This window comes from Nostoc sp. (assembly GCF_036917655.1).
Lineage (GTDB): Bacteria > Cyanobacteriota > Cyanobacteriia > Cyanobacteriales > Nostocaceae > Nostoc.
This window is the reverse complement of sequence record NZ_JBALCY010000003.1, coordinates 240468-253801: the sequence shown is the minus strand read 5'-3', so window position 1 is coordinate 253801 and position 13334 is coordinate 240468. Positions and strand designations below refer to the sequence as shown.

General features: G+C 40.2%; 9 protein-coding genes. 2 read left to right on the top strand and 7 right to left on the bottom strand.

What is annotated here, in order from left to right:
- Nucleotides 1–8: 8 nt before the first annotated feature.
- The 6 genes from ndhL to V7K30_RS02510 form a co-directional block, all read right to left on the bottom strand.
- Complete coding sequence (ndhL, locus tag V7K30_RS02535) at nucleotides 9–221, bottom strand: NAD(P)H-quinone oxidoreductase subunit L (protein ID WP_334996793.1); 213 nt, start codon at nucleotides 219–221, stop codon at nucleotides 9–11.
- Between the two features lie 986 nt (nucleotides 222–1207).
- Nucleotides 1208–2590 carry a TniQ family protein gene (locus tag V7K30_RS02530; RefSeq protein WP_334996791.1) on the bottom strand — a complete coding sequence of 461 codons (1383 nt, stop codon included), beginning with the start codon at nucleotides 2588–2590 and terminating at the stop codon, nucleotides 1208–1210.
- Complete coding sequence (locus V7K30_RS02525) at nucleotides 2580–3731, bottom strand: AAA family ATPase (protein ID WP_334996789.1); 1152 nt, start codon at nucleotides 3729–3731, stop codon at nucleotides 2580–2582. Before V7K30_RS02525 ends, V7K30_RS02530 begins: the two co-directional genes overlap by 11 nt.
- Nucleotides 3732–3733: 2 nt before the next feature.
- Nucleotides 3734–6433 carry a Mu transposase C-terminal domain-containing protein gene (locus V7K30_RS02520; RefSeq protein ID WP_334996787.1) on the bottom strand — a complete coding sequence of 900 codons (2700 nt, stop codon included), beginning with the start codon at nucleotides 6431–6433 and terminating at the stop codon, nucleotides 3734–3736.
- Nucleotides 6434–6463: 30 nt separating this feature from the next.
- Nucleotides 6464–8005 carry a hypothetical protein gene (locus V7K30_RS02515; RefSeq protein WP_334996785.1) on the bottom strand — a complete coding sequence of 514 codons (1542 nt, stop codon included), beginning with the start codon at nucleotides 8003–8005 and terminating at the stop codon, nucleotides 6464–6466.
- Nucleotides 8002–9924 (bottom strand): DEAD/DEAH box helicase, encoded by a 1923-nt coding sequence (locus tag V7K30_RS02510; protein WP_334996783.1) that lies wholly within the window; start codon nucleotides 9922–9924, stop codon nucleotides 8002–8004. Before V7K30_RS02510 ends, V7K30_RS02515 begins: the two co-directional genes overlap by 4 nt.
- Before the next feature lie 101 nt (nucleotides 9925–10025).
- Between V7K30_RS02510 and V7K30_RS02505 the strand changes: the two genes are divergently transcribed.
- On the top strand, nucleotides 10026–10328 hold the full coding sequence (locus V7K30_RS02505) for a CopG family ribbon-helix-helix protein (RefSeq protein ID WP_334996781.1): 303 nt from the start codon (nucleotides 10026–10028) through the stop codon (nucleotides 10326–10328).
- Between the two features lie 446 nt (nucleotides 10329–10774).
- The gene (locus V7K30_RS02500) at nucleotides 10775–12094 is read left to right on the top strand and encodes a hypothetical protein (RefSeq protein ID WP_334996779.1); all 1320 of its coding nucleotides are present in this window, start codon (nucleotides 10775–10777) and stop codon (nucleotides 12092–12094) included.
- A gap of 12 nt (nucleotides 12095–12106) precedes the next feature.
- Here the strand turns inward: V7K30_RS02500 and V7K30_RS02495 are convergent, their stop codons facing one another.
- On the bottom strand, nucleotides 12107–13027 hold the full coding sequence (locus V7K30_RS02495; protein WP_334996777.1) for a lysylphosphatidylglycerol synthase domain-containing protein: 921 nt from the start codon (nucleotides 13025–13027) through the stop codon (nucleotides 12107–12109).
- Nucleotides 13028–13334 lie beyond the last annotated feature (307 nt).

The following is a 13334-nucleotide window of genomic DNA, read 5'->3' as shown; positions in this document are numbered from 1 at the left end:
CAATCTCGTTAAACTTGAATTTGTCGCCGTTGGGGTCGAAAATTTACAAACGGCGATAGAACCAACAGACCCGGAAAGAAGAAGAACACCAAAAAGTACATAAAGGTACGCTCAATGGAGGTAGCTACATACCAACGCTGCTTCAGGTACAGCAAGATAGCAATCGGGATTACCAGAAGGTAAGCTCCAGCCAAAATCAGATAGAGCAGGGCGACAATCATAACTTTCAAGTCTTAAGCATCTGTTTTCCATCATAGGCTGAAGAGCCAGACTCAGAGAAGTATAGTCATAAATGCTTTCAACATAACTGCGCCAGAATTCCTCATTTATGTCCAGATTCACAGATAATATTATGTCTGCTCAATTAACCAGAATTCCTCGCAACCCTTCCCCCAGCACCAAAGCTACGCTTTTAGGTTAGCTCAAGCGCAACTTTGGCGGGGTACAGTACTTTTACTGTGGGCAATTCAACGGAGATCATAACAAAAGCTAAATATCATGCTACTATAGTAAACTCACTAACAAATTCTCTAGTCAGACAAAATCGAAAACTCATCCAGATCGATTACCAGAAAACAAAGAAGACTTCCAACTCTGGACAACAATCGCCCAATCTGGAAAAATATTTTCAATCTAGTTGGACAAAAGACACAATTGATGGTGGAATAGATGAGGAGGTATTTGCTGCCTCCAAAAAATAACTAGTTATACTAGTTGCCAAACACCTGTGGGGGTGTGGCGGAATGGTAGACGCTACGGACTTAGATAACTGAGCCTTGAAGGAGAAATCCCTCAAGTGGAAGCTCTCAAACTCAGGGAAACCTAAATCTGGTGACAGACATGGCAATCCTGAGCCAAGCCCAAAAATTTTAGATTTGCGATTTTAGATTTGCGATTAGTTTTCAATCCAAAATCCAAAATCCAAAATCCAAAATTCCGGGAAGGTGCAGAGACCCGACGGGAGCTACCCTAACGTTAAGTCGAGGGTAAAGGGAGAGTCCAATTCTTAAAACCTGAGCTGGCTATTGCCATCAGGTAGCAGTGAAAACTGCGGGAGAATGAAAATCCGTTGACCGTAAAAGGTCGTGTGGGTTCAAGTCCCTCCACCCCCATTAAAAATTTAAAATGCCAAAAGACTCCTATTTGTGACTTTACCCATAACTTTGCCGCAACGGTAAGCTTATGCTTCCAATAAAGGATGGCAAGGTTATGGTTCCAAACAAATTTCTTTTCGCGCTGCCCTTAAAGCAGCGCGAACTTGTTTGTCACGAAAACATCCTGGTTTAGCCAATAGCCTTGAAATAGATGCCTCACTAGGATAAATACCTTCAGTGTAAAGTTGCCTAACAGCTTGTTTTACCTCCGCGCAACAGTGTTCGATTCTTTTGATGCGAGATTCTTTTATGTATTTAACGTACTCGGCTGAAATCGCTCGGCATAGCTCTGGGAAATGTCTGTAAAGAACTCGCTTAGGATACCCAATGCGTTTTGCTACTACTGTCATAGGTAGCGGTTGTTCATTTGCTTGAAGCACATTTTCAAGTAACTGTTGAGTGCGATCGCTATCAAACTTTACTTCAAGCTTTTTTGTACTGCTATCTCTCACTTGGTTTTGAGGCGTAGCAGGAAATTTACTAGAATTCTCCTTAAGGGTCTCTTGAGTCAAAAAATCCAGCACAGAAACCTGAAGAGTAAAACAGATTTTCAAAATTACATTCAGTTCTGGCAAGACTTTTCCCATCTGCCACATCCAAACCTTGTTTTTGGGAATTTTGAGCATACGAGCAAAAGCAGCCGTGTTTCCTTCAGCAAATTGCTCTACATACCTACAGAAGGCTTGGGCAACTATTTCCCTTTGCAAAGGTTTTGATAAGCGAGGGGTAGTAGCGAGTAACTCTCCAATAGTCTTGATAACCCACGTTTGCCAAATAATCTCTTCCTTGCTCAGTGGGGTGTTATCAGAAAACGGGTAATTAGCAGTAATACCAAGCCATTCTAAGCAATACGGGCAATAACCTGGCCTCGAATAGGAAGCTAGTGGGGGAATATCTCGTTTGCAGTGAAGGCATTGCTGGCATAAAGGCTGATTATGGCAATGACAAACTGTAACTGCCTCAAAAAACCAAATTAAGGGTTCGTAAATTACTTGATCTTTCGAGGAATACCACTCCTCATAACAGTAGGGACACCAAGCTCGTCTAGAACGAAGTAACTTCCTTTGGGGAAAGATATTAGTCCATGTTAGTAGAGTGAGAAAGCGCAAATCACTACGTAGAGTCATCGACTCTAACACTGTGACTAAATCAAATGCCATCGTACCTAATCCATTGAGTGCCCCAGTCAAGCTTCGCATTTCAAAGAGATTTGTAGTTTTGTAAGTCTTGGGTATAAAGGACACAAGTTCTCTGGATATTAAAACTTTTGGGGTTACACAATGAGCTTCCGCTAGTCGAGATATATAACCAGTTAAGCTTTCTACCAATGAAGTACCAATACCAACAGGCTCTAATTGATACAACCGACTACGAGATGGAATAGAAACCTTTTTTAAATCCCAACATTCGTATGTTATTAATCCATTAGCTAACATCTTGATTCACTCCAATAGGATCTCTTTTGGGATTGCGTTTGCCAACTTTCCCTTGTGGAAGAGTCTTTTTTGGAGCTTCTTCTGGCTGTGCAATTGTCTTTGCTCCAAGTCCTAAAGCAGAGCGCAAGTGTTGCACATCTGTTTCTGTTTCAGATAATTGTCGTTCGCCCTCTTGAATTTCCTTGAACATTCTCTGACACTGAGCAACCGACCAAGCACGTTTTTGTAAGTCTTTTAGAGTGACGGTTGTTGCTTCTCGATCCAGAGCATCTTTAAGAGCGCGTGTTAGCCAATTTTTCAGTATGCCAACACATCCTAAAGTACGTTCATAAAAATATTCCCAATGAATAACTAAATCTGGAGGCTGTGCAAGTGGCATCTGCTGTTGGAAAGTCAACAATACGCTTTTAAAAGCCTGTACGTCTTCTGGAGTGTCAGCACAATAACGGCGGAAATGAATATCGACGCTACGGCGTGAGAGTTGACCACTTAAATTACGGAATGTTAGTAATTCGTATGTTCCTAATAGACAATGCAAGATGCCTGTCATATTTGCCACAGATTTGAGACAGTCTAGCTGATCTTGTAGCTTGTGTCCGCTTGCCATTTTCCCAAAATGTTGCGCTTCATCTATGAAAAATACATCTGGATGGCGATAGCTGAGAGCGTTTTCTAAAGCTCTGCGTAGAGCAGGTGCGACCACTTTAGACTCAACGTTAATTTTTCCGAAAATATCACGATAGATGCCCCGTACACCGTAATTAAACTTGTGATCGATGAGTGGTTCTTCTAAGGCTATTAAGGCGCGTGTATAGTAATCTTTCCAGTTAAAGTTTCTCGATTCTGGAGCTACAGCCTCAACTCCAACAACGGGAACGCAACCGCGATCGCTTTCCAACTTAGGTAATGCCAACTCTGTTAATTTTTGCTCAACCCGCAGTCGTAAAGTTGTTTTACCGATACCACTAGGGCCATAGACAAAAATAAATGATGCACCTGCTGGTTCAGCAATTGTCCGCACTAGAGTTTCATACACCTCTTTGAGCCGGGGATGTGCTACCGTGTAATTCTCGAAATAGGCAAGCTTTTCTGTGGCAGATTGCTCAAGGAGCTTGAGAGGAAATCCGGTAAGTATTGTCATAACTAAAACTCCTCGTAAACTACAAGTGTTTCTGGAGTGTTTGCTTCAACTTCAGTCACTTGATTGTCAGTATTACCAAAAGCAATTTGAATAACTTTTGGTTCTTCGTTGCGACTGAAAGTAGCTTTTCCGCCTTCAATTACCCTAAAGACTTCTTTAGCTTCTGTATCATAAGAACGCTGTTCTAATAAGGCTTCTTGGGCTTCTACCGAAGCTAAAAATTCCGCTAGATTCTTAGCTGAAACTCTTGATTGTCGTGCATGATTTGAGGAGCGTTTGCGTAACTCGGCACTAGCTAACTTCAGTTCTTTTTCTGAACGACCTTGAAATTCTGCATAATATTGAGAAATGCACTGTACCCATAGCCCTCGAACAAAGGCGTAAGCGATACCAATATCAAATGGGTCGTATCTTACCTGGACAGAGGTATTTTCAATTTGCGGGTCACGAAAACTATTAGACCAGTAGTAGATTGAGTTAATTTTTACGCCGCTTCCAGATTGAACTTTCGCCTTTCCCTCTGAGGTTGTAGGTAAAGTAAGAATTTGAAAGTTTTCATCGTAAGGAATCATGCGGTGAAGCCGACTACCGCCGATCGCTATACCAGCAGCAAAAGCATCCCTCGGACTCTGGAAAAGAGCAGGATGCTCGTCTATATCGTAAACTTCGTAAGCCCAAGCGCAAAGATATTCGTAAAGTAAACCCAGTGTCCAGATAGCTTGATTTTTAGGATTAACTGACTTGGTTACTTGGCGAACGTTACGAGTTATCTGTGTATTACCAAGTAAGTTATGGACAAATTGAGTGTTGGAAGTACCAAAAAGACGTTCGCATACAGAACCAAACCGCGCTTTGGCTGGAGGTCGATTTTTTTTCGTACATTCAAAAGTGGCTAATAGCGTTTCAAAATAAACGCTATGAAATTCTGCACCGTTGTCTACCACAATTATCTGCGGTAAACGGTTGTGGCGTTGAACGCACAATCGTAACACCATTAAGCAAGAGCGATAGGAAGGCGAGTCAAAAGTCAAATAAACAGCTAAAAATCTTCTGGAATAAGCATCTATCAAAAAAGTTACCCAAGGTCTACCCAATGAACGACCAGTACGGGAACACACTAATTCAACATCTAATTCTGTATGGTCAATGTGAGCAATTTCAAATGGGCGATCGCCATGCCTCGGCGAAGTCAGGTTCAGTTCCCAATAAAAAGTTTCTTGTTTGTATGCAGCCCTACGACCTTGGCGTTTTTTGATTTGTTCATAACTGGAGCGTTTCTTTATTTCTTTTGTAAACGCTTTATAGCTTGGAGCAATAGCACCTTGTTGTTCGCAAACCCTAACTAAAGCACTATGTACCTCCCACATCTTCTTTTGCTTGAGGGTTTCATAGTCATCAAGGATAAATTTTTCCATCAGCACTAAGGTTTCTTCTGGCAGTTTTCGCGTGCGGTTGCCTTTAGCACTGCGATAGGATAGAAGCCCGATATAACCACAACTGTGCTGCTGTTGGGCGGCTTTATACTTCAATTTCCAATGGCGAATAGTCCTCTCTGGGACTGTTTCGTTTTCAGGTGGATTTCCATTTAAATATGGTTCAATAACTTTGTAGCGGCGAAGGGCTTCTGCTTGGTCTTCAGGGCTTGCTTTATAAAATTGCTCCCAAGACTCTGCTTTTATATCTGGTGCTTCAGATTTTTGTAAGCTTTTTATTTTCGCTTGCTGAACCAGATTTAAAAATAAAGTCTTTTTCAGTTGAATTAACTGCTCAAGTTCGTCCTGTAAAGTAACTTCAGTATCTCCAACATGAATAATACTTAAGCCTTTGCCATCCCAAGATATTGATGTCCCAATAGAAAGGCTAATCGCAGAGAAACTAATCGGAGTTGATAAAGTTGTTGTTTTTAGCATCAAACCATAGGCAGTAGATGTCTGCTTGTCGGAAAAAACACAAACTCGTTCTGGTTCAGCTAACGGTGCAATACTTAAATCAACGTATAATCGCTCTGTGGCAATCAAAGCATAAATGTCATCTACACTAGCTTGTGTCCCATGATTTAGTAGTTCAGCCAAGGAAATCCCTGGTGAGTTTGATACTAACTGCTGAATTTCTACATTAATTGCAGTTTCTAACTGAAGAGACTCGGCTCGAAAATAATCTTCCAAAAAAATTACGTTGCGCTGGATAACCCAATTAATTTGAGTGTCTACACATAGGCGGTAGTAAAGCCCAAAGTGTTGTGCATAATTTTCTCCTGGTGGAGTGCGCCATCTACCTTCAGAATCGCAAAAATATCGGTTTGGACTTTTCTCGGCTAATTTTTTTAATTCCTCCTCAGTTTTGCACTCCTCCCAACCAGCAAAATTACTTCTAATTACAAAAAAGTCTGGTGTATGCAAAACTCCCAGATTTCGCCCATTTTTCCCTTGATAGTCCAACTTAATTGCAGGGGGTTGGTCGTAAAACTCTAAAACTTCCTCATCATGCTCAAATTCGTAGATAGTAGGAAGTTCAACGCGGTGAGATTCAAACTGAATAGTAGCTCCCATTTTTCTACTGGGATAACGCCCAGAAACATTTTTTCGTCCACCTCCTACGCGGCGGGATGGTTCTGATGAGCGTATTTTTTCAATTAAATTTTGCGTTTGTTGAGATAGATGAAGGCGACAACACAAGGCATCAAATTCTGTCTTTGATAACATGGATACTTCAAGCGCGATTTTTTATTATGTCTAGCTGATTTCATTAATAGGAACAAATAACCAAGAACGTCCTTTTTTCATGTCACTGCGCTGCCAAGCCATACCATCTGGGTCATGTTTTTTTGACCATTTAGGAAATTTATCTGGGTTTCTGTTAAAGATAGAGCGAAGCGTATCCAGCTTTACTTGCAAGCGTTCTGCTAATTTATCTGAGGTTAGTTCCATATTTGTATCTGAAGTTCGCAGATCCGTTGTTTCGCACTCTGTAACTTTATAAGTACCTGCAAACTCTAATGTGCGATTGTCAATAGGTGCTGGTTTCAGAAGAGGTATGTTTGTTTTGGCATTAAAATCGGAGTTTGGCAGCAATTGTGAGGCTGGCGCAGGCATTTCTCCTGACTTCACCCATTCGTCTAGTATTTCGGCTTGCTTGTCAGTCAGTTTTAATTTGTCTAAGGCAGATTGATCTTTGTGCGAAGTCGGTGAGGCAGAAGATTCTGATGCACATGCTTCGCTAGTATGCGCGGTATTTGTGCTTTCAAAATTGATTGGAAGGGCAGAACTCGAAGAAGACACTGGATCTGAAGAGTCCTGGCTATGTCTATGATGGGATTGCTCCGATTCTGGTTCTTGGTTATCAACATTCGCATTTAAACCCTGTCTTAAATGGGTAATAAGATCCTGAAGTTTATCTCCCTGATAAAACTGAAGTAGTTTCTCCGCAGCCTTTTTAGGATTATCCATTCGTATGGACTTGGAACGATCTTTAATGCCTAGTATGTCTCGGATATGGTTATTGAGTTCTCGGCTGTAAGCAGGTTCTTTGTCCTCATCTTCAGGAATTGGGTTAGTATATATGTACTGGTTAATTCTCAACCCAATCAAATCCCGTTTGTCTACATACTCTCGTTCTTCTGCTGTCAGATTTTCTGGGTTTTTTATGTCACGACCTAGTAATGCTGCTACATCTATGGCGATAAGTGAGCGGTCTAGTAACTCACCTATAACTGGAATGGCTTCAGCCGCACGGTTTGCAGCTCTTATACGTTCTTGTTGGCGATTTCCTATCTCATCATCCATCCCGCCTTCAAGTCGGGATGGATGATGTTTGTATTTTCCAAGTTCATCTCTTTCTTTTTCTTGAGCCTGGTAAATAATTGCCCGAAACTTCCTCTGTACTTCTGAATCTGCCTGCAAAACTCTATCTATTGTCTCAACGCTAGTTTCTAAACCATTAGGACGTTTAGCCGCAATAAATGCTCGAAAATTCTCAGCATCAGTACCTTTGGTATAACGGCAGTAATAAGGGGTCACAACTCCCTTTGCTACATAAAGACACTCCCACAACTTGTTATCAATGATTTCTTTGATAAAGTTAGGAATCTGGTCAACAAAAGCTAAATCCTTACCAATCCCAGAGGCTATACCATCTGAGACAAAAAAAGCTCTGACTGCTTGATCATGTTGTTCAGTTGGTAATTTGTCATTATCAGACAAAACTTTCTGAACAACAGCACTATCTGGTAAATGAGATTGGGTTGGATCAATAGTATGAAAATTGTTGTGATTCATAAATCTTCAATCCCTGTTACTCGTGTTGGTGCTTCGGCAATTCGGTCACATAGCCACTTATAAATCCTTTCCCAGCCTTCATGTCCGATAAAAGTATCGCTTTTAACGCAGTTTCTACGTTTGGCTATGGAGTGAATTTGTGCGACTCTTTCTTTCCTTTCTTCTTTGCTGGCATTGCCGTATAAAATATAGGCTAGGCGATTAACTTTTGTATCGGCTTCTCTACGGGCAAAAGCAGTTTTTTTAGTGGGCAAATAGCCCCCATACTCGGAAGGAAATCCATCAGGAATAACAGTAGATGAAGAGCCTTGATTAGTTAACATTTGATCTACCAACTTTTCATATTCCATGCGGTAGAGGTCAAATAAACCCTTGTCCTCCATTAGCATTTGCGCTAAATGGGCAGGAGTTTTATGCCAATATCGCCCAAAAGTTGTATTTGCTATCATCCATTCAGCAACATTTGCATATTCAGATTCAATTTCCTCACCATCTACAATGTGAGTTCCAATTTCCCCTGTAGAAGCAATGGGCATAAAATTAGAATTTACTTGCTGACTACTCTGAGAATCTCCTTCTCCGTCTGTTCCTCCTCTATTCTCCCTACCTTCGTTTTCTTCTTTTTCTCTTACAACGTGAGCAATTTCATTTAAGGCGCTGACAGCTAAATCTACCAATTGTGGATGGGCCGGAATTAGTGTTTCCACTGACTCAGGAGCATTTTCAGGGAAACAACGTAATAAACGCCCTAAATCTTGCATAAATGACAGAATGGCACGAATATTGGTGGCATGAATGCGATATTTCAGCCGTTTGATGGAAACGCCTTCACCTAACATTCCCACTCCAATAATCCAAGACCGCGCACTGTGTCCAGTTTCTGCTGCAAACTTTTCAATCTGTTCACTGGAGTCTTGCCCTAACCTAGAGTTAGAAGTTGAATTGGGATCATCGTCCCTAGACACGACTACTAGGGCATCTTCACCAGTAAGACTACGAATGCGTTCTTTCATTTGCCGTGCCGCCGCAATCGTTGGAACTCTTACATAAGTCGCACATTCAGGAAGTCCCTTAGCTCGGTCTAGTTTCATCCGTCCATGTGCCCACAAAATTGCTTCTTTAACCCAACCACCTTGAACATCAATCGCTGTATTTAAAGCATCAGTTAAATCTTGCTCGTTAGTTGCGTTAGTAAAAGTTCTGCCGTTGTAGACAGCACGACCTCGACGGTAAGAAAACTCTCCTTCCATCGTTACAAATGCAAAAGGAGGGATTATTTCGTCGCGCAGAGCATCAGCCAACCTATACTGGAAATCAGGAACACACTGGTAAGCGTTCTCTTCTACTGGGGTATAAGTCAACCAGTTACCCAAAATTCTTCTGTTATCGGAACGGAATGGTGTACCAGAAGTCATTAATCGGCGAGAAACAATCGTGTCTGGAAACCCCCTTTCGCAAGCTTGACCAAAAGCTAAGTCAGAACTAGTATGGTGAACTTCGTCAAGAATCAGAAATACTTTGCCAGCTACAGTTCGGGACAAATTATTCAGCAGCAAGCTAGAGTTGTTGGAGTAACTGAGCCATTGATAACTGACCACTAAACCGTGATAATGTTGTTGTAGTAACTCTTCTGGCGTGGGTAGCCTGCCTAAACTTCTAACAGTTCCTGAGTAAAAAAGATTAAGACCAAAGAGGTTGAATGCATCTTGAGCATATTGCCGCATTAGGTGTTCCGCTGGAACAACAACAACCAAGAAGCGCCAATCCAGAACGTTTTTGAGAGAGTCGAAAGCATGTAGCGCTCCAGCGGTTTTCCCTGCCGATGTACAGGTTTCAAGCAAAAAATTCTTTTTGAGATTTGTTTGATAGGCTCTTACAAATCTTTCTTGCCAATCTCTTGGCGCAAATCCTTCAGGCATAGTTTTACTTCACCCCTGTATTTGGCGTACTTTTATATGATTCCTGGCTTGACCGGATCTTTTCTAGCTCAATAGTATCACGGTCGTATCTCAAAAGTAATATGTCAAAAATCGGTAAAGATAAAACTATATCAATGAGATTGTCCCAAACTATGTTGGAAGCTCTGGATGCTCGTGCTGTTCTTGATGATAAAGACAGGACTCAAGTAATTAGGGAGGCAATTGCTCAGTATTTGGAGTTACCAGAAGATTCGGTTGAAGAGAGAGTAAACTTGTTGGAGCAGGGTATAGAGAAGTTGCACGAACAAGTTCAACTCACAGAAGAAAGAACAGATTTGCTAGAAATGCAGTTTAACGAGTTGAGTCGCCTAGTAACTGTGTTTATAGGGCGGCAAAAGAAATAAAATTTTATAATTACTCGCGGCAAGCTTATGCTTCTAATCCTGACTCGCGGCAAACTTATGCTTCTAAAGGTAGAGAAAAGTTATAATTTATTTGACGCAATATCAAGCTTCATAGACCCTTCTGCGGCAAGCTTATGCTTCTAGTCTTGGCAAATTTATGGGTAAAGTCACACCTATAGAAGGAGAAGGTATGGGCGGGTTGTATATAATGGTACAACTCGCCCATATAGTTTTGTATTGGCTCTGATTGTTAAAACTAAGTAATTTAACGGAAGTATTTGATGAAGTATTAAACAATTTGTGTTTAATACTTTATTTATAGTCCGAGTTTATCAAATTTGTGTAAAAAGATTACTGAATCTCTAAAGAATAGATTGATGCTACTGTTCACCAAGGTTAAGCTGGTAATAATATGAACAGGAAGCCTTTTTGTCCTGAGAACTGGAATGACCGCTAAAAGTTTACCAATTAGTCAGGAAGATCCGCGTTGTGTTGCATCTGACTCTAGACAGCTAAATGTGCAAATTGCACAAGAGGAGGTTTATAGCTTCTTTGTGGAAATTGTCAAGAAATTGCCGCCAGAGGATGTTTTACGGGAATTCAAAGGTTTATTTATAGACGGTCTTGATTCAGAGGATTCCGATTATGTACCTGGAATATACAGCATTTTTTTAAATGATAATGAACAGGAGTTATGTAATACACTTAAGCGGTGTTGCTACATCATAATTAATAATTGGAAAACCAATAGAAAAGACAAATATATCCAAGAGTTAGTTAATTTATTTGTTCAAGAAAATCTGAAGATAAAGACCAATAATCTGCCAGCAGTAAAGATTTGTAAAAGCTGGCTAGAGAATTTTGTCAACAGCAAAGACTACAAAGAACTGAAATTATTTGTTATTAAATATGACGAATCAGCTAAAGGTCATTGGGCTAATCGCTACACATCCTATTTATTAATTGATCAATCTGTTAATCAGAATAATCCCAGAGAGCAACAAGAGGCTGCTAGAAGGCTTTCTAAACAGATAAAAGACAAATTTAAGTTTGAACTAGCAATGTATATTGCTCGTTCTCAATCTGCCTGCTCAAGCACAACACGCTACACAAATCCCAGTATTTTGGGAAACCATGTTCTGCGTTTAATAAAAACAATTGTGTTAAAAAGAGGTGTGTTTAGCCATGAAAATATTGCCCATATATTTCTCAAGCAAACTCAAAATCAAAGTCTGAAAGAATTTAAAATAAATCTTGAAAAATATCTATTTTTTTCGGAAAAAAATCAAGAATTAGTCGATATTTGGCGGCAACAGTTTACAGATACTTTATTATTATGGAAGACGGATTATAATCAAGAAATTATCACTAAAGAATTGTTACTGAGAACCTGTAATCGAGTGATTGATTACTTGACAACAGAAAATGGGAAAGAACCTTCATCATTATTTATTTTATTGCTTAACCAAGGTAATTCTCTAACATTGGTAATTATACTGTTAAAGATTATTTTGATTTGTAAGAACTCCCGTAGGCATTTAGAAACTCGGATTGCTCATCTAATTCGTTTTTACGAAAAGTATCCAGAAGAGGAATGCAAGGGGATAATAAATTTTATCGAGATTTTTAATATCACGTTTGCAATTCATGCAGAAAACGTAGAATATAACTTGATTAAGATGGAAGAAGATCAAAGCAGTAATCCGCAGTTAAATTTGGATGGTTATCGTGTGTTTTCACAGATGAAGGTAGATAGACAAAAATGAGTGTCGCCTGATTCATGATTTAGCAAGGCGTTCGTCTAACCAAGCCAAAGCTGCACCCGCAGTTTCAGCTACAATACTAATGAGGCGATATAGAGCGATCGCACTAAATACTAGGGCGGCTGGAAAGTGGTGTCGTAAAAGTTCATATGCAGTCGCTTCAAACACACCTAACCCACCAGGCGCACCCGGAATGACAAACCCTAATAACCAAGCGCAACTAAAAGCCCCTAACAACAAAGGGATTTGATTCACATTCAATGAACCCAAAGCGAACATAGTTAATATAAACCCAGTTCCGCGTAGTCCCATAAAGCCCAATTCTCCTAACAAAGGTCGTACAGGGTAGCTTTTAAGACTGAAAGGAAGAGTTTGCTCAGTGCTAGTACCAGACTTTTTTGCTTTCAATCTGTACAAAAAGCGAATAACTGGGTTTAAAAACCAAGGATGAATCGCACAAAGAACTACAGCTAAACTCAGCAATTGTAGTATTTGCAGAACAAGAGTAGTATTAGCTGCTGCAAATTGGCTACTGCATAGGACAATGATAATTAAAGCAGCCGCTAGCATCAGTAGCGGTTCTAGCAAAACGCTTAAGGTGGCTGCACCAGTAGAAATATTGGCATTTTTGGCGGCGACAATTCGCCCGTAGTGATGCCAGATATTACCTGGCAAATACTTAGCGATGTTCGTTTTTAGGTAAACTTGGATAAATTGGGGAGATGATACAGGTTGATTTAACTCTTGCAGAATCCAAGTCCAGATCCAGCCAGCCCAAGTATGTGCTAGTAAAGTTAAGCCTGTAGCGATCGCCATAATTGCCCATCCTACCCCATCAATGCGGATAGCAGTCACTCCAATCCAATTATCTTTCAAGGCTTTTCCTAAAAAAAACAGCGTTCCGCCCAAAATTATCCAGCGTAAAAATTGCTTCATGAATTTAGTAATTTAACGGTTAGAGCAACAAGGGCTGAATGCCTCAACTATTACAGTACATCAGCTACCTATTCAAAGCTTTTGAAGCATCAAACAGGTTGATGTAGTTCTTTTTACGGAAACTATATTACTTTATTTTATATCTCTCTAGAGTTAGATAAAAATATTGTTTATGTACTAATAAAAATGTAGCCTGCGCTAGAGGTAAAGTTCATTTTATTATTCATATCCTTGATAGAGGTTATCGAAAGTGAGCAAACCAAAACAAGCACAATAACTTGCTGACCAATCCAATGATTCAGCAAAG